General features: G+C 54.4%; 13 protein-coding genes. All 13 read left to right on the top strand.

Features of this window, described 5'->3' with window-relative positions; genetic code table 11:
- Positions 1-130: 130 nt before the first annotated feature.
- The 13 genes from Poly41_RS25940 to Poly41_RS25885 all read left to right on the top strand — a co-directional run bounded on the left by Poly41_RS25940 (position 131) and on the right by Poly41_RS25885 (position 17,477).
- Positions 131-1,711 carry an alpha-L-fucosidase gene (locus Poly41_RS25940; RefSeq protein WP_197231636.1) on the top strand — a complete coding sequence of 527 codons (1,581 nt, stop codon included), beginning with the start codon at positions 131-133 and terminating at the stop codon, positions 1,709-1,711.
- A 135-nt stretch (positions 1,712-1,846) separates the two neighbouring features.
- Positions 1,847-2,278 carry a hypothetical protein gene (locus Poly41_RS25935; RefSeq protein WP_146530281.1) on the top strand — a complete coding sequence of 144 codons (432 nt, stop codon included), beginning with the start codon at positions 1,847-1,849 and terminating at the stop codon, positions 2,276-2,278.
- A gap of 409 nt (positions 2,279-2,687) precedes the next feature.
- Positions 2,688-4,790 carry a right-handed parallel beta-helix repeat-containing protein gene (locus tag Poly41_RS25930; protein ID WP_146530404.1) on the top strand — a complete coding sequence of 701 codons (2,103 nt, stop codon included), beginning with the start codon at positions 2,688-2,690 and terminating at the stop codon, positions 4,788-4,790.
- A gap of 419 nt (positions 4,791-5,209) precedes the next feature.
- Positions 5,210-5,551 carry an alpha-L-fucosidase gene (locus Poly41_RS35100; RefSeq protein ID WP_231615947.1) on the top strand — a complete coding sequence of 114 codons (342 nt, stop codon included), beginning with the start codon at positions 5,210-5,212 and terminating at the stop codon, positions 5,549-5,551.
- On the top strand, positions 5,548-6,102 hold the full coding sequence (locus tag Poly41_RS35095) for an alpha-L-fucosidase (protein ID WP_231615946.1): 555 nt from the start codon (positions 5,548-5,550) through the stop codon (positions 6,100-6,102). The genes Poly41_RS35100 and Poly41_RS35095 overlap by 4 nt, the downstream gene beginning before the upstream one ends.
- A gap of 5 nt (positions 6,103-6,107) precedes the next feature.
- A complete protein-coding gene (locus tag Poly41_RS25920; protein ID WP_231615945.1) occupies positions 6,108-7,484 on the top strand; it encodes a sulfatase-like hydrolase/transferase in 1,377 nt (458 codons plus the stop codon).
- Between the two features lie 429 nt (positions 7,485-7,913).
- Positions 7,914-9,320, top strand: coding sequence for a sulfatase-like hydrolase/transferase (locus Poly41_RS25915; protein WP_146530279.1), 1,407 nt, complete (start codon positions 7,914-7,916; stop codon positions 9,318-9,320).
- A 63-nt stretch (positions 9,321-9,383) separates the two neighbouring features.
- Positions 9,384-10,583 (top strand): putative glycoside hydrolase, encoded by a 1,200-nt coding sequence (locus tag Poly41_RS25910; protein ID WP_146530278.1) that lies wholly within the window; start codon positions 9,384-9,386, stop codon positions 10,581-10,583.
- 226 nt (positions 10,584-10,809) lie between these two features.
- Positions 10,810-12,306 (top strand): alpha-L-fucosidase, encoded by a 1,497-nt coding sequence (locus tag Poly41_RS25905; RefSeq protein WP_146530277.1) that lies wholly within the window; start codon positions 10,810-10,812, stop codon positions 12,304-12,306.
- Positions 12,307-12,331: 25 nt separating this feature from the next.
- Positions 12,332-13,798, top strand: a complete 1,467-nt coding sequence (locus Poly41_RS25900) for a glycoside hydrolase family 28 protein (protein ID WP_231615944.1) — start codon at positions 12,332-12,334, stop codon at positions 13,796-13,798.
- A 72-nt stretch (positions 13,799-13,870) separates the two neighbouring features.
- A complete protein-coding gene (locus Poly41_RS25895) occupies positions 13,871-14,917 on the top strand; it encodes a putative glycoside hydrolase (protein ID WP_197231634.1) in 1,047 nt (348 codons plus the stop codon).
- A gap of 53 nt (positions 14,918-14,970) precedes the next feature.
- The gene (locus tag Poly41_RS25890; RefSeq protein WP_146530275.1) at positions 14,971-15,951 is read left to right on the top strand and encodes an alpha/beta hydrolase; all 981 of its coding nucleotides are present in this window, start codon (positions 14,971-14,973) and stop codon (positions 15,949-15,951) included.
- A 155-nt stretch (positions 15,952-16,106) separates the two neighbouring features.
- On the top strand, positions 16,107-17,477 hold the full coding sequence (locus Poly41_RS25885; protein ID WP_231615943.1) for a sulfatase-like hydrolase/transferase: 1,371 nt from the start codon (positions 16,107-16,109) through the stop codon (positions 17,475-17,477).
- Positions 17,478-17,516 lie beyond the last annotated feature (39 nt).

Raw genomic sequence — 17,516 nt, 5'->3', positions numbered from 1 at the left:
AATCGCCCACAAGGTGGCGCTGTCCAACGAGTGTCGACGTTGTTCGCCGAAAACCCGAAGCTAGCTCACGATTGATTGCAACCGGATTAGGTACATGCAGTTTGGGGCTATAGAACACGAAAGTGGTGTCATGAAAAAACAGAGCAAATTGTTACCGGTTTTGGTAGTGCTGATCAGCGTTTTGACTTTTCCAGCAGTCGTTGCATTTGCGAAGCAAGGCGTTGTCCATCCCTACTGGGCGCCAAGAACCTGGCAACTCAGGCCGGATGATATCACGACGATCATGGGTTTTCGGGCTAAGTTGAGCGGGAATCTTGCCCATGCTGATCGCCCAACGCCGACAGTTGTCAACAATGCGTTTGTTCGGGGGTTTAACACCGACGAGGATATCATGACATGGGAAGTGGATGCGCCTTATCGAGCAAGCTATACGATTGCAGTGCTCTACACGGGAGACAAAGAAATACTCGCGCAGTCCACTCTGGAGGTCACCTCAGCGACGACGACGGTCACCGAGAAAGTCAAAGTGCCGAATTGGGAAACCAGGCCAGCATTCCAGAGGCATTATTTGAAGCAGAATCTGTTGCTTAAGAAGGGGATCAACACCATCCGTTTGCGTCTAGTGAATTTTCAGGGGACTCAAGCCGAGCGGGATGCTCTGAACAATAAACGGAATGCAAAAGGAAAAACGAATCCCTTTGCCATTTGGTCGATTGAACTTGTACGTCCTGAAGCCTTGGTTGCCATCAAGGCCCGCGCCAAAGCAATGAAAGCAGATGTGCAATGGATGGTGGATGGAAAGTACGGTTTGTTCGTGCATTTTTCATCTGGCTCAACGCCATTTCTGGGGGGACCGAGGTTAGGGCAACAATACCAGAGGTTGGTAGATCTCTTCGATGTGGATGCTTTTGCCGATAAAGTTGCCGAAACAGGCGCATCTTGGGTCTGTTTTACCTGTGCCCATGGCACGCAACACTGGCCCGGCCCGAGCAACACGATCGACCAAATCAAACCCGGGTTTACATGCAAACGCGATTTGATCAGGGAGCTGATTGATGGCCTGGCGAAACACGACATTCGCCTGATGCTTTACTACAATCCAAACAGTGGCATGGAGAATTTGTATGGCGACACGTATGGCAATGGCGAAACCCCGGACCCGACGGGCTATTTCAACTTTTTAGAAGCCCATTTTCGCGAGGTGAGCCTGCGCTACGGTGAAGATCTCGCGACGACCGCCGGCTATGTGGATGACTGTGGGTGGAAGGTCTATCAGCTTGATCCGCCCTGGGAGAAACTGGCAAAAGCCATTAAGGCAGGAAACCCCAACGCGCCGGTCGGTTTTAGTCAGAACATCTTTCCAAACTTAACGCCCTTCACTGACCTTGTGGTTTCAGATGGAGCTGGTAGAGAACCCGAGATTCTACCTGCGGTTTTGTTTGAAGAGGGTGGGCAACTCGAAGGGCAATACCCTGCCCATTGGTGTTTCATGGACGGTTGGTCCAGCCGCACACGCAACGGAACCTTCACGGCGAAACCTCAATTCTCTGCTGAACAATACATCGAGTTTTTTGAAAAAGCAGATGAAGCCAATTTGCCCATCACCATCAATCTCTCGATGACCCCGGATGTAACTTCGAAGCACCCATTTTTCAATCCGGTCTGTATCGACATCATGAAGCAGGTGCGTAAAGCAGTAAAAGGCTATTAGTGGTGCGCCAAAATTAAATTTTCGCGGGTTGTTAAGGGGTCACGAGTCAATTGCCGGAACGGCCCTTTGGGTGCTTCGCACAATTGACTCCTGACCCCTTAATCCTACAAATCCTGATGTGGATGAAGCACGAGCATGAAGATGTTCACGGTCCCGGATAGACGACCACCCCAACCGAGCGATTACCCCGGACCCTGGGATTATCAAATGTACAGGAAGCCGGGCGAGGGGATCATGCCGGGCAGAGCCATCACCGTTTCAGGCTTCCAAGCCAAGGGGAAGGCCTTGGGTTGGGACTTCAAAATATTTGAACCTGGCACCTATGAGGTGGTTATCAATTGCAATGGAGTCAGAAACCAAAACGCAGACGCGAAAGGCAAACTGCGCGCGAATGTCGCCGGTCAATCTATCGAGAACACCTTGAACTTCGTCGATCTTGGGCAAGCTCATTTGGGAGAGGTTCAAGTCGATACGCCAGGAACCTATACATTTACCCTTGAAGTTGCTTCTGATTTCAATAATGCGCCCCGATATCGAAGCGTCATGCTGGTACCAATCCGGCCGTGAATTCCCGCTCGTGCCTTGACACTTCCAGCTTCCAAGGAACGGCTCTTCTACGGAATTGCTGGGTGATCGGAGCACAGCCCTACTCGTATTTCATGTACAGTTGGGGGTGGAAGCTGCCGTCCAGTGCGCTGGTTGACTATCCCGAATTCAAAAATCCGCTTGGTCCTAGCTAGTGTGCTTACCAGTGAACGACACCCGATGGCTGTGAGTTTACCCGTAAGTTTGAAGATACCAACGTTTCGGTGAAACCCGAAACGAGGCAGGCCAAGATCATGTGGCGATAGCGGATCCTTGTCCGGCAATGTGAAACGTGTTGGACCGTCTGAATCTGCTTCCTGAACAATCCTGAATGTGAAAGGCGAGACATTAAGTGAAATACCGTATTCCATTGCTACTCCTGGTCAGCTTCATGGCTGGCGGGATATGTCGTTCCGCAGAGACGGATGCTGATTTCTATGTGTCCCCCGAGGGCTCTGACCGCTGGTCGGGTACGCATGCCGATCCGATTGAAGGCGGCGACGATGGGCCGTTTGCTACACTCGAGCGTGCGCGCGATGCCGTGCGGATGTTGAAGAAAAGGAAGTCGGAAGACCTCGCGGTTCTGGTTCGCGGTGGAACCTATCCGTTGGACAAAACGGTGGTGTTTGGCCTGGAAGACGCTGGGAAGGGCAATGCCACGGTGACTTATGCCGCTTATCCTGGCGAGACGCCGGTGTTCAGTTCCGGACGGGAGATTACAGGCTGGAAAAAAGTAACCGACAAACTCCCTGGCCTGCCCGAGGAAGCGATCGGCAAACTACAGGTGGCGGATGTCTCGGGCCGGTTCTTGACCCTTTATGATGATCTGGGAATGCTGCCGCGCGCACAGTCGGATCGATTTGTTCCGAAGGGGAGCGCGACCGAGCTCCATTTCCCAAAGGGGCGTCTGAAAAACTGGCCCAGTGTGGAAGATGTTGAACTGGTGGTCCGTCCCACTCGGCTTTGGATCATGAATGTGCTGCCACTGGTCTCGGTCGATGAAAAGGCAGGGATTGCCCGCACAGCCATACCAGCGACCTACGGGATGAACAAAATCGGTTGCTGGGTTGAGAATGTGTTGGAGGAACTCGACAAACCGGGCGAATGGGTGCTCAACACGAACGAGGGGAAGGTTTATCTCTGGCCACGAGACGAGTCGCCGGTGATCGCTCCTCAGTTGATTGAGTTTATCCGGGTCGAAGGTGCAATTGATAAGCAGAGCCCGAAGGACGTTCCCGTTCGCAACCTTTGTTTCCGCGGTCTCACCTTCAAGCACGGTGAACGTTATACGCTAGCCAAGGACGATGCAGGTTTGCAGCACGATTGGGACATGCTTGACAAGGACAACGCGTTAGTTCGCCTGCGCGGCACCGAGAACTGTGTTGTTGATCAGTGCCATTTTCTACACAGCGGAAGTGGTGCAATCCGTGTGGATCTGCATGGAATGGAAAACGAAATCTCCGGCAACCATATCGAACACATGGGCGGGGGCGGCATTCTGCTTTGCGGTTATGGTCCCGGCACAAAGGACGTGAACAAGAAGAACCTCGTCTACAACAACCACATTCATCATGTCGGGAAAATCTATTGGCACTCACCCGGGATCTACGTCTGTCAGAGCGGAGAGAACCGCGTGGCGAATAATCTGATCCATCATACGAACTATACTGGGCTAATCGTCTCCGGCATCGTGACCCGATTCTTCGTTCAACCGGATCAGCGTGAATCGGTTCGCACCATTCGATGGCACGAGATCAAAAAGCTTCCGGAGGATCCGACACTCGACGATGTCCGCCCCTATCTGCACACGCGCAATAATCTCATTGAACTCAACGAGATTCACCATGCGATGCAAATGCTGGGTGACGGCAATGGAATCTACATTCGCGGCGCGGGTCCGGGCAATGTGATTCGCCGCAACTATATCCATCATTTGGTCGCCGAAACGAATGCGCAGGGCGCGATCCGAACGGACGGCGGGCAAATGGATACCCTGATCGCCGAAAACCTGATCTACAAATGCAAGTCGCAGGGGATGACGTTGAAGTTGAATAACCGCTTCGAAAACAACATTGTTGCCGACATCATTGCACCTCGCGGCACCTACTTAAAGATCGTCGAAGGTCCCATGGCGGGTGCGAGCAATCAGCGGAACATCTACTTCTCATCGTTGGCAGACTGCAGCTTCATCTCGGAGCCGGGATCCGGAACTGGAAAAGTGGGCGAGGATAGCAGGGGGCGGTTCCCTGCTCGCATGAAGGATATCGAGTCCGATCACAACATCTACTACTGCAAAACGGAACCCCGCCTCGGTGAAGAGACACTGGAACGACTGCAACGTGACGGCGTCGATGTCAACAGCCGAGTAGTGGACCCAATGTTCGTGGACCCGCAGAACGGTGACTTCCGATTCAAGCCGGGATCTCCCGCACTCGAAATGGGCATTGTCCCGATCGACTTGTCGCAGGTCGGATTACGCATCACCGAACTTTGAGTAGAGAACATCGATGAATGTTTGGCTCTCCCACGGAATGGGTGGGTAGCTGTTTGCCATCTTCATTCCGATCCCCCGTTTTTTCTTTAGGTATTTCAGGGCAGAAAGAGTATGTTCCGCGTCATTCTATCTCGATGTCCAAAAAGAAACCCCGGAAAAACACGCTCGTTCGACCGGGGCCCAGCGCGAGACTCTTCCCTTCCTGACCCAGTTATCGCTCGGCAGGTTGCTCCGCAGCAGAGCCTGCCTCCCGTTTGACTGGGCAATACGGAGTATAACGGAGAAGTGACATCCAATGCGCCCGATCCTCCATCGGCTTTCTTTTTGCCCTGTCATGCCTAAGAAAACCGCCAGCCTGGATACGATCACCCACCCATTCCGTGGGATTTAGAAAAACAAATACCAACATCGGAAATCACATGAAGAAGAACAAATTTATCCTCCTGGCCGTGTTTCACGCGTGCCTCTTAACCGTTCCTGCAGTGGTCGCCAGCGACCCAGCAAACGCCACCGCCAACTCCAGCCCCACAGATGACTCTCACATGGAGTGGTGGCGGGATGCCCGATTTGGCATGTTTATCCACTGGGGGCTCTATTCCGTCCAGGGCGGGGAATGGAAGGGCAAGGATTATGGCAAAGAACAGGGGGGAGCCAGTGCCGAATGGCTCATGAACAGTGCCAATATTCCGAAAGAGGAATACCGCGCCACAACTGGGGCTACGACCGCACCGACGATGCCTGGAAAAGTCCGAAAGACATGATTGAATTCTTGGCGCTGTGCGGCGCACGGGGAGTGAATCTCCTGCTCAACGTCGGCCCAACGCCGGAGGGTACCTTGCTGGCGGAAGAGATCGAACGTCGCAAAGAGGTCGGCCAATGGATGAAAGTGAATGGCGAGTCGATCTACGGAACTCACTGCTGTCCGGTTGATTTCGACTTCTTGTGGGGAGCGATGACCCACAAGGACAAGACGGTGTACCTCCATGTTTTGGAATGGGAGCCGGAAGGCATTGAGTTTGGTGGCATTGTAGGCAAGCCGTCCAGGGCGTACTTCCTGGCAGACCCTCGGCGCAAGGCTTTGCCGGTGACGTATGAAGAAAACGGTCACGTCACCAAGGTGGAAGTGCCAGCGAAGGCGCCGGATTCGAGAAACACCGTGATTGCGGTGGAGTATGATGCACCCGTCGTCGCCGATCCAGATGCGAAAGGCAAGTATCACTGGTATACCAATCGGAGGACGAGACATACCGATATTCGGGAAAGCGACAGTGCAGGGAGACAGGCGCTGCCGAAAGCCGTTACAGGAGATTGATAGTCGTGAGAACCATATTGAGATCATTGCTACTGACGCTTTGCTGCTTCGCAGGCGTGGCGGCACATGCCGCCGAGTCGTCGAAACCCAACATCGTCTTCATCTACGCCGATGACTGGGGCTGGGGCGATCTGTCCTGTCATGGACATGAGTGGTTGAAGACGCCGAACATTGACCGGCTGGCCAGTGAGGGAACTGACTTTCAACAGTTCAACGTGCTCAACCCCGTCTGCTCGCCGAGTCGCACGGCGGTGATGACGGGTAAGTTCCCGGCACGTTTCTCGGTACATCAGCACTTCGCCTCACCCACGGTGAACCGTAACCAGAACATGCCTGACTGGCTCGATCCGAAGCCGACCATGCTGCCGCGTCTGTTTCAGCAGGCGGGCTATCGTACGGGGCATTTTGGCAAATGGCATCTGACGAACGCGGGAGTTGAGGGAGCCCCGAAGCCAGAGGCGTATGGCTACGATAACTACGCTGTCTTCAACGGCGGTACGGGATGGGGGAAGCCGGAGCCATTGCACGACATGGCGAAGGACACCTTGGCCTTCATCGAGGCAAACAAAGATCAGCCGTTTTTCGTTAATGTGTGGCTGCATGAAAGTCACACGCCACACGTCCCTACACCGGAGTCCATGGCAAAGTGGAAGCATCTCGATGAGCAGAAGCAGGTTTATTCCGCGGTCATCACCGATGGTGACAATGCTGTCGGCTTGATCCTCGACGCGCTGGAAAGGGAAGGTTTGTCGGACAACACCATCGTGATGTTCGCCAGCGACAATGGCCCGGAATGGACCCACGCCGATCAGCAGCACAAAAAAATGGGCGCAGGATACGGGACGTGGGCCAGCATCGGCCAAACCAGCGGACTACGCGGCAAGAAACGCAGCTTGTACGAAGGCGGTGTTCGCTCGCCATTCATCGTACGCTGGCCGGGGCATACTCCAGCCGGAGAGATGAACAATACCACTGTCTTTACAGGTGTGGATCTGTTGCCAACGCTTTGTGCCGCCGCGGCGGTGAAACTGCCCGCTGAATATCAAGCCGACGGCGAGAATCTGCTCCCGGCCCTGCAAGGCAGTTCCATCACGCGAACGCGTCCTATCTTTTGGGAATGGCGTGGCCCTAAACCCGAGCCCGATTGGTGGCCGCACTTTGCGGTACGCGACGGTGATTGGAAGCTCCTGATGACCGAGGATAAGATGCGAGTCGAGCTCCACAACCTGAAAACCGACCGTGCGGAAGAGGCCGGTAGAGATTTGTCGAAGTCGCATCCGGAGATCGTCGCCCGCTTAAAGAAGATGATTCTCGACTGGAAGGCTACGCTGCCCACCAAAATTGACCCCAACTGTGTCAGCCCGAAGCGAGACACGGATTAAATGCCCGGGAAGAAGGGCCAAGCCGAAGAGTCATTCTACTTACCTATTTGGCTCTTCCGCAGAACCTTGTGGGTCATCGAATACCGGCAGGCGGTTTTGAGAGGCATGGCAGGGCAAAAAGAAATCGGAATGCGGATGATGCCGTACGGAGCTAAATCATTCGCTACAATCGGTACTGCTCCGCTATACGGAGTCTGGCTCTGCTGCGGAGCAACCAGCCAAGGGATAACGGAGTCTGGGCGGGACGAGATTATTGCTTGGCCTCGGGCGAACATGCGTGTTTGGCCGGGGGTTATTTGTTTGAGCTCGAAATGGACCGACGGTAAATCGACTCTTTCTGCCCTGTAGATAACCGGGAGCCTCGGCACTCAAACATCGAATGACTTACCCACAGATTCTGCGGAAGAGCCAAAAGAAAAGCTAGTCTCCATGAAATCAATCATCAACACCCTGAAACCGACACTCCTCCTGGCCGCCCTGCTGCTCACGCCACGAACTGCGCTGCCCGCCGCCGATACCCCACCGCCAGCCACCCAACCCAATATCGTTTTCATCTACGCTGACGACTGGGGGTGGGGCGATTTATCCTGCCACGGCAGTACGTGGGTGCAGACGCCCAACCTTGACCGACTTGCCAGCGAGGGGATTGACTTTCAGCAGTTCAACGTGCTCAACCCCGTCTGCTCGCCAAGTCGCGTCGCGGCCATGACCGGGCGTTATCCCTCCCGCTACGGCGTCAATAGTGTGTTCGGAGCCCGCCGACCAGGACCAGAGCAGCCGGACTGGCTGGACCCCCGAGCGCCCACCACGCCCCGCTACCTCAAGGCCGCCGGTTATCGCACGGCGCATTTTGGCAAATGGCACATGGCCGTGGACAAGCTGCCGGGCCAACCGGCAATGGCGGACTACGGGATTGACGAGTCAGCGGTTTATCACGGGCCGGGTCCGGGAATCAAACCGCACGAGATCGCCGACCGAGCGGCGCAGTTCATCGAGGCCAACAAGGATCACCCGTTCTTTGTGGACGTGTGGATTCATGAAAGCCATACCGCGCACTCCCCGACGCCCGAAGCGCTAGAGAAGTGGAAGCACGTCGATGAAGAGCAGAAACGGATTTATGCCGCCGTCATCACCGACGGCGACAATCATGTGGGCAAGGTGCTCGCCGCTCTCGACAGGGCGGGCGTGGCGCAAAATACCATCGTGGTTTTTTCCAGTGACAACGGCCCGGAACGTACCAGCACCAGCAAAGGATCACCCGGCAAACATGGAAGCTACTACAGTGTCGGCGAAACCGGTGGCTTGCGCGGACGCAAACGCAACCTGTTTGAAGGCGGCGTACGCACGCCGTTCATCGTTCGCTGGCCGGGTCACACGTTGGCGGGAGTGAAGAATGACACGACCGTACTGAGTGCTGTAGATTTGCTGCCCACCTTTTGCGCAGCTGCTGGCGTAACGCCGCCAGCCGAGGCCCAGTGCGACGGAGAAAACCTGCTGGCGGCATTCAACGGCGAGCCGGTTCTCCGCACCCGGCCAATCTTCTGGCAGCACACGGGCGCTGGCGGCGAACCGGATGGGTGGCCGCGTCTGGCCGTCCGCGACGGGGATTGGAAACTGGTGACGGACAATGACGGCGTGCGCGTCGAGTTGCACAACATGAAATCAGATCGCACGGAAGAAATCGCCAAAGACCAATCGAAGGCGCACCCGGAAGTCGTGTCGCGGCTTACCAAGATGGTGCTCGACTGGAAGGCCACGCTACCCACCAAGCCGGACCCGACCTGTTTGAGCCCGGACAAGGGCGCGCCAAAAAGAGCTGGCAGAAACGCGGAGTAGCAAGAGCATTTCAGTAACGTTAAACACACCCTGTAGAGAAACAATATAAAGTCTGGAAAAAACATGAAATGTATCGACGCATTTACCCTCGTTGCCGTGCTGCTTGGATCGTTGAGTACGATTCACGCGGCTGAATCGTCTTCGCCTATCACGAATCCGGATCGGATGCCCAGCTTCTCTTGGGATCGCGTACCCTTGTATGTGCATATCCGAAAGGATACCGCGTTCAGCGATGAAGAGATTCGATACCTCGCGACCTTCCCGCTCATTACGTTTGAGAAAGCAACGGGGCACAGCGATTCCGGCTCCGTGGAAGCAGGAACTTTGAAGGCCGCCCGGGCCGTCAAGGCAATCAACCCGGCGACCAAGATTTTATATTACCGGAACGTGATCGTGCACTATGGTGGCTACGCCGCCAATAGGTCATTGGAGAATATTCCCAAGGCCTTTCTGGTCGGCCGCGATGGTAACGACAAACTCATCCGTAACCGTATCCAAGCCTACGATCTCACGAACGAGGCGGTCCGTGATTGGTGGATCGACGCCGCAAAAGAAGTTTGCAGCGATCCATCCCTTGACGGAATCTTCCTGGACGGTGTGGTCAAGGTTCTAGAGCCAATCTTCCTGAAGGATGTGATTACACCGGAGAAGAAAGCTGCGGAGTTGGCTGGATACGTGACCATGATGAAGGATACGCGGAAGATGCTTGGGCCGCAGAAGCTCATGCTGGCCAATGTGTTGAGAGCACGCTTTCCAGATTCGGGTCTCAGCTATATGAACGCGTTGGACGGTTCCTATATCGAGGGATTTGAGGGCGCCGTGGGGATGTCCAAGAAAGACTATGTTGCCAAGGGAATGGAGGCTTTTCAGAAAGCCGCACAGCAGGGTGCCATGATTGCTTTCACTTGTGGATTGGGAAGTAACCAGCAAGACGCGGATGAAACCCCACGTTCTGCCGCCAGGATTAGCAATTCCGAAAAGCGGGCCGCGGATGTTAACAGCCGTTTCAACTACCAATTGGCGATGTTTCTTATCTGCGCCGAGGAGCATAGCTATTTCGATTTGAAAGACAGCTATGATGCAAAAACCAGCAAGACCTGGATGACGCATCCGCCTGAGTATGACCGCCCGTTGGGAGCACCCAAGGGGCCGGCGGTTCGACAGGGCTACACCTACACTCGAGAGTTCGCCCACGCATCGGTTCGGCTCGACATTGAAAACGAGACGGGCGAGGTTGTTTGGCAGGACACGGTGGCAGAATAACACCGCATCAACAAACAATCCTATCGACGCAATCGGAACTCTCGATGCAGAAGTGAACCTGCTGGGCGACTTCAATCTTAGGAATGGCACAGCCGTTGATGCTCGATTGTCGTTCGCTATGCCGGTTTGGGTCTGGTTCAATGTTTAAGGAGAGTCACCATCAGACCAGCCACAGCAATGAAATTCTGACGATGAATTTTCAAACACACCACCGCCGGAGAACGCAATGAAACGAATGATTACTTTGATGGCGTTGTGCTTCAGTTGCCTTTCTACCACTGTCCACGCTGCCGAGATTCAACCCACGTGGGAATCCATGGCGGAGAACTATAGGGTTCCGCAGTGGTTTATGGATGGAAAGATTGGTGTCTGGACGCACTGGGGAGTTCCGTCGGCGACCGACGAGAATCGGCCGAACGACGGCTCGCATTATGGTCGGCGTATGTACGGGCCCAACGAGGGCGAATCGGGCGTGCAGTTGGAAATGACCAAGGAGCTTGCTGCATTCCACGCGAAGCGCTACGGGCCGCCCTCCGAGTTCGGGTACGAGGATCTGGTTCCGCTGTTCAAGGCGGAAAAATGGGATCCGGACGCGCTGGTGAAGTTTTTCAAGGACAACGGCGCGCGATTCGTGATGCCGGTAGCCTGCCACCACGACAACTTTGATATGTACGATTCGTCCCACCCTTGGAACGCAATGGATAGGGGGCCAAAACGCGACACGCTGAAAGAATGGAAGGAAGCAGCAATCAAACACGGGCTTAAATTCGGGGTCTCCACGCACCTGTATTGGTCGCCACGCTTTTTCAACACCGCACGGCAATACCAGACGCCTGGAACGCTGGAGGCGAAGCTGTTCAACATGGAGTTTGATCCGAAGGGATATGCCAGCCAGGACAGCTGGAACGAGCACTGGTATGCGCGGTGTTGGGAGATTGTCGAGAAATACGATCCCGACATGTTCAACAACGATGCGCCTTTTCCCGACGAAAAGAGAGGGAAAAGTTTGGGCGTCAAGTTGTTCTCTTCCTACGTCAACCGCGACCTGCAGGAAAACAAAGGCAAGCAAACGGTGGTGTTCTCCTGCAAGAGCGGGAATCTGGATCGGAAAGCCTTCACCTACAATCTGGAGCGTGGCAGTTCCGGCAAGATTCAGCCCGAACCGTGGATGTGGGCGACCGATCTTTCCGGTGGTTGGTACTACCGAAAAGGTGCATTCAACCGCATGAGCATTCCGGTGATGGTTGGAAACGCTGTGGATGCGATCAGTAAGAATGGAGTGGTGATGATGAATGTCGCGCTGCGAGGCGACGGGACGATTCCTGAGAATCAGGCCGCCTACCTCACCGCGTTTGGTGATTTTCTAAAAAACTGCGGTGAAGGCATCTACGGCACCCGTCCTTGGAAGACTTTTGGGGAAGGTCCCACCAAGATCAAAGACGGGCGTCAGGGTGAAAACCACAATGATTTCACGCAAGAAGATATTCGCTTCACCACCAAAGACGGTATGCTTTATGCCTTCGTGCTGGTTCCACCGACCGAGGACATCGTGATCAAAACGCTGGCGCGCGGGGCAGCTCTCGACGGTGAAATCAGAAGCATTGCCATGATGGGCAGTGAGGAGGTGATCCAGTGGAATCGCACGGCCGACGGACTGGCCATCCAACTGCCGAAGACCCTGCCGGATCTGCCGGTCATCGGATTCAAGCTGAAACTCAAATGAATTGCGAAATCAAATGGAAACGCCGATGAGAAAACAATTGCCCTTCATGCGGATCGCGACAGTGGTTCTTCTTTGCGTTGTCGGGTCACCTCTCCATGGTGCCCAGGACTCCGTTGCAGATAGCGACGAACCGTCCGTCACCCAGGTGATCAATATTAAGAGCTTCGGCGCGATTGGCGATGGCGTCGCCATGGAGACGGAAGCGGTGCAAAAGACCATCGACGCCTGTCACGATGCTGGTGGCGGTGTTGTGTGCGTACCTGCTGGTGATTTTCAAATCGGCACGATCATTTTGAAAAGCAATGTCACCCTCTCGCTTGATTACGGAGCCCGCTTGCTCGGAAGCACTAATGTGGCTGACTACCCAACGGAAAACCTCAGCAGCCCTCGTGAAGGCGCCGCCCATTGCCTGATCTACGCGGAAAACGCGAAGAATATCACCATCGAAGGGCTCGGCGTGATCGATGGCAGGGGAACTCACGAGCATTTTCCCCGAAACAGGAGGGGCGGGAAGAACAGAGGCATCCGCCCACGTCTGATGCGTATGGAGAGTTGTGAGGGCCTCACCTTTTCGGGCGTCACCTACAAGCGTCCAGCCTTTTGGGGGTTGCACTTGATCGATTGCAAGAACATTCACTTCAATGCGGTTACCGTGCGATTCCGCAATAACAACTACAACAATGACGGACTCGATCTGGATGGCTGCGAGGATGTTCTGATCGAAAACTGTGATATCAGCACCGGAGACGACGCGATCTGTTTGAAAAGCTCCTTGAACCCCTGCCGAAACATTGTGGTGCGTGGGTGCAGGGCGGACAGTAACACTGCGGCAGTCAAGTTCGGCACATCCTCCCGCGGCGGATTTATCGATATCAGCATTACCAACTGCTATTTTCATGACTGCCCCATGGGCGCTATCAAGCTACAGTCGGTGGACGGCGGACGCCTAGAAAATGTCGCTATCTCAAGGATCACGATGAAAGATGTGGGGTGTCCCCTTTTCATGCGTTTAGGGAATCGAGGCAGTACCTTCGGCGAAGGACGAGGAAGTGCCGCGGTTGGCAGCTTGAAAAACATACGAGTCAGCGAGGTGGTTGCCGAGGTAATCGTCGAGGATCGGGCGAAAGCTGCTGAAGCTGTGTATAAGAATCTCAAAGTGGATTCCACCCCGGGCGTGACCGATAACGAGAAGTCGAAAGCCGGCCCGATCATGATCACGGGCATCCCCGGTTACTCTATCGAGAACGTTGTCCTAGAAAACATCAAGATCTCCTACCCGGGTCATGGAACGCAAGAAGATGCCAAGCGAGTTGTGGCGGAGGATGAGAATCGCTATCCCGAGCAATACTTCTTTGGCGTACTGCCGGCTTGGGGGGCGTATATTCGTCATGCCAAGAATGTTGAGTTCAAGAATGTTGAGTTGACGCTCCGCAGCGAAGACGCACGTCAGAAGATCGTGTTGGATGATGTTGAGGGTTTCATAGAGAAATAGACGGCGAAGCACTTTATGTGGAAGAAAACCAATCATCACAAGCAAAGCGAAACTAGACCGATGAAGCAAAGAGTGATCAGCACGTTGTTGCTGGTATTTGTGATCGCATTCTTGGCGATCCTCACGTCCTCAACCCTTCATGCGCAGCCGGCCGGACCGGGCGACTGGTCCAAAGCACGTCTTTTCGGTCATGCTTTCCGTAATGACGATTATACGCCCGAACAATACGATTTCATTCGGGACCATTTCTACATGTTTACGATCGAAAAGCGGCATGCAAAGAGTGTTTACGGCGCAACCAGTACTGAAAAAGCTGCGGCGGAAACCGCAAAGAAACTGCTGAAGAACAACCCGGAAATGCGCGTGCTGCTCTACTGGAGCACCAACACCGCGTACAGTCAATTCTATACCACCGTCCGGGATACGGTTTCAGAACATCCGGACTGGGTAGAGGAGGTCCGGAAAGGAACCGTTCGCTGGACCTATCCCAACGACACCGCCCGCAACTGGTGGGCCGACATGGCCGATCAGCTAGTCAACGACAGTGCCTTGAACGGAGTTTTCTGCGACGGCGCCCCGGGAGCCAACGCTCGCGGGCAATTAAAAAGTGTCGAGAGCTGCCTAAACCGATTGTCCAGTTTCGTTATCTACAATGGTTACCGCGTCCAATCCTCCAGCCAATGTGCAGCCGGGGCGAGCACACTCGCTCATGCAAACGGTGTCTTCTGCGAAGCCTTCTTTCGTTCCTCAGTGGAGACCGCTGATGAAGGCGTGAAGCTGATGGCGGAGCTACTTGCCATCCCGTCTGACAAATACATTCTTTGCCGCGGAGCGGGGGACGGAGCCTTTGGTTCCACCCACGACTTTTCACTCGCCTGCTACTTAATCATCGCCAACAACTACTCCTTCTACAGTTGGGGCGGCGTCAAGAATTCCTACGCCGCCGACGACTCCCTCATTTACTGGTCCGACGACTTTGCGCAACAGATCGGAGAGCCGCTGGGGAAGGCCACCCAGGACGGCTACGCCTATCACCGCGATTTTGAGCACTGCAGCGTCGATGTAAACCTGGAAACAAAAACCTCGTCCATCGACTGGAACGAAGAAGTGAAAGAATGAGATTGCAGTTTATGAACGACACTGCGGAACCAGCCCCTAATGGATGCAAGAAAATGAGAATCCACGCGATCGCTGCCATCATGATTGCTGTTGTAGCAACCACTGGAATATCAGCTCAAGAAACAAGGCCTCAGAGCAACGCTTCGCCTGCGCCCAAGGGAGCCAATTACCTGGCGACTGGCGGAGAGCGCAAGCTCGAAGTTGTCTACAAAACGATTTCGGGAAAAGACCTAAAGCTGGACCTCTATTACCCAACGCCCAGGCCCACCGAGAAATGCCCGGTGATTGTCTTTACTCACGGTGGAGGATGGGCCGCAGGCAATCGGTACAAGGCTGCCAGTGGATCTTTTGCAACTGTTTTTGAACAGTTGATCAAGGAAGGTTTCGCGGTAGCGCCCGTGACCTACCGACTGGCGAAGAAGGACAGCACCGTGGCGATGCGTGATTGTGTCATCGATTGCAAAGACGCCATTCGTTACTTGGCAAAAAACAGTGATAAGTTGGGAATTGACTCTCAACGAATTTGTGTCATGGGAGATTCTGCAGGCGGGCATATCGCACAGATGCTGCTGTTGGCATCGCCTGAACAATTGCCGGGAGATTCCGCGCTTGCCGAAGTCCCTTACCGAACGATTGCCGGCGTCTCTTGGTATGGCCCGTGTGATTTTGAAAAGAGGGAACTATTCAACTACGATGACCGAGCTGACTTCAAGGATCGGTTTGCCGCTCGCATTCTCGGCTCCGATTCCGGGCCGACGGACAAATTGGCTCGTTATCGGGAAGTCAGTCCAATCAACTACCTGAGTCAAGATAGCCCGCCATTGTTGATGATTCAGGGTGACAAGGATACGACGATTCCGGTCAAGCATGCTCACTACATGAAGCAAAAAGCAAGCGAAGTTGACGCACCCGTTGAAATCATGATCATCAAAAACTCTGGTCATAACTGGCGTAAGGTCGACGCGGAAATCGATCCATCGCGGGAAACCATTGTCCGGCGCACTGTCCAGTTCTTTGTGAATAACAATCCGTAGTGCGGCAGGGCCGCAAGCTAGGCGAGCTACCGCTCGGGTTGTGAGAGCCCACTCCCGTTGGTCGTTAAAATCTTGCTAAAATGACATCAAACTTCTTGATAACTGATGTAGCGGTATTCGCCAGAAATCTCCTCCCCACCACCGAGTCAATGCCAATGGTCAAATCACGAATCCCGCTTTTGCTGCTGGTCAGCCTGCTGGCACCGGTGCCACTGCTTGCCCAAGCAAAGCCATCCAAACCGAATATCGTCGTTTTCCTCGCCGACGACATGGGGTGGGGTGATTCGGCGACTTTTGGACATCCGCTGATCGAAACGCCGAATCTTGACAAACTGGCGTCTCAGGGCGTGAAGTTCACGCAGTGTTATTCGGCCTGCGGAGTCTGCTCGCCGTCGCGATCCGCGATCCTGACGGGACGTACACCTTATCGCAACGGAGTTTATCGGCACCTGTCCGGTAATCACGAAGCCCACCTGCGTCGCAGCGAAATCACCTATCCAAAGCTCTTGAAAACGATCGGCTATGAGACCTGTCATGTCGGTAAATGGCATCTCAATTCAAAGCCGCAATTCAATACGATCGAGTATCCGCAGCCCGGTGATCATGGCTACGATTACTGGATGGCGACGCATAACAACGCGGAGCCGAGCCACAAGAATCCGAACAACTTTGTTCGTAACGGGGAGCCGGTTGGTGAACTTACCGGCTTTTCAGCGCCGTTGGTTGCCGCCGAAGCAACTCGATGGTTGAGCAGTCTGCGAGATAAGTCAAAGCCGTTCGCCCTCTCCGTTTGGTGCCATGAACCCCACTCGCCCATTGCGACCGACTCGCGATTCTCTGACCTGTATAACGGACACGACAACAGCACCTACATGGGCAACATCACGCAACTCGATCATGCGCTTGGACAGGTGATGCAGACGTTGGACGCAGAAGGAGTGAGTGACAACACGCTGGTGTTTTTTACCTCGGATAATGGCCCTGTCGCAAACTTTGGTGGCACGACCGGTGGCTTGCGAGGTGGCAAGCGTAGTGATCACGAAGGAGGCATTCGCGTACCTGGCGTTGCACGCTGGCCAGGACACATTGAGCCAGGAACGGTCAGCGATGTTCCCGTGATCGGCTCGGATCTTTTTGCCACGGTGCTGGACATTGCCGGCATTCCGCTTCCCACCGATCGCACCATTGACGGCGTCAGCATGCTACCGGCATTTGCGGGCAAGCCTGTCGATAGAAAGATACCGCTCTTCTGGCGGACCCACGTGTCGCCACCGGGTGACCGAGTCGCAATGCGGATTGGGGACTGGAAGATCGTCGGAAACGATACGCTGACGGAGTTTCAGTTGTACGAAATCCAAAAAGATTGGAAAGAAGAGCATGACCTCGCTGCAACAATGCCGGAGAAGGCTGAAGAGATGAGGAAGCAGCTTATCCAAGTTTGGGAGGCCATCGAATCCGAAGGCCCAGACGAGTGGTGGAAAAGCGATCGACAGAAACCATCGCGAGGCGGGAAGCTAAGTTATTGAGCTACTGGCAGACGACTTTTGTTAATTGGTTTTACCGAT

The sequence above is a fragment of the Novipirellula artificiosorum genome, assembly GCF_007860135.1.
In the GTDB taxonomy this organism is placed as follows: domain Bacteria; phylum Planctomycetota; class Planctomycetia; order Pirellulales; family Pirellulaceae; genus Novipirellula_A; species Novipirellula_A artificiosorum.
The sequence above is the reverse complement of the archived record's forward strand: the minus strand, read 5'-3'. Positions and strand labels throughout refer to the sequence as shown.

Coding starts and splice junctions, on each gene's coding strand:
- Poly41_RS25940 (WP_197231636.1), top strand. CDS start 131: ATGAAAAAACAGAGCAAATTGTTACCGGTTTTGGTAGTGCTGATCAGC.
- Poly41_RS25890 (WP_146530275.1), top strand. CDS start 14,971: ATGAGAATCCACGCGATCGCTGCCATCATGATTGCTGTTGTAGCAACC.
- Poly41_RS35095 (WP_231615946.1), top strand. CDS start 5,548: ATGATTGAATTCTTGGCGCTGTGCGGCGCACGGGGAGTGAATCTCCTG.
- Poly41_RS25915 (WP_146530279.1), top strand. CDS start 7,914: ATGAAATCAATCATCAACACCCTGAAACCGACACTCCTCCTGGCCGCC.
- Poly41_RS25900 (WP_231615944.1), top strand. CDS start 12,332: ATGAGAAAACAATTGCCCTTCATGCGGATCGCGACAGTGGTTCTTCTT.
- Poly41_RS25910 (WP_146530278.1), top strand. CDS start 9,384: ATGAAATGTATCGACGCATTTACCCTCGTTGCCGTGCTGCTTGGATCG.
- Poly41_RS25905 (WP_146530277.1), top strand. CDS start 10,810: ATGAAACGAATGATTACTTTGATGGCGTTGTGCTTCAGTTGCCTTTCT.
- Poly41_RS25930 (WP_146530404.1), top strand. CDS start 2,688: ATGGCTGGCGGGATATGTCGTTCCGCAGAGACGGATGCTGATTTCTAT.
- Poly41_RS35100 (WP_231615947.1), top strand. CDS start 5,210: ATGAAGAAGAACAAATTTATCCTCCTGGCCGTGTTTCACGCGTGCCTC.
- Poly41_RS25885 (WP_231615943.1), top strand. CDS start 16,107: ATGGTCAAATCACGAATCCCGCTTTTGCTGCTGGTCAGCCTGCTGGCA.
- Poly41_RS25935 (WP_146530281.1), top strand. CDS start 1,847: ATGAAGATGTTCACGGTCCCGGATAGACGACCACCCCAACCGAGCGAT.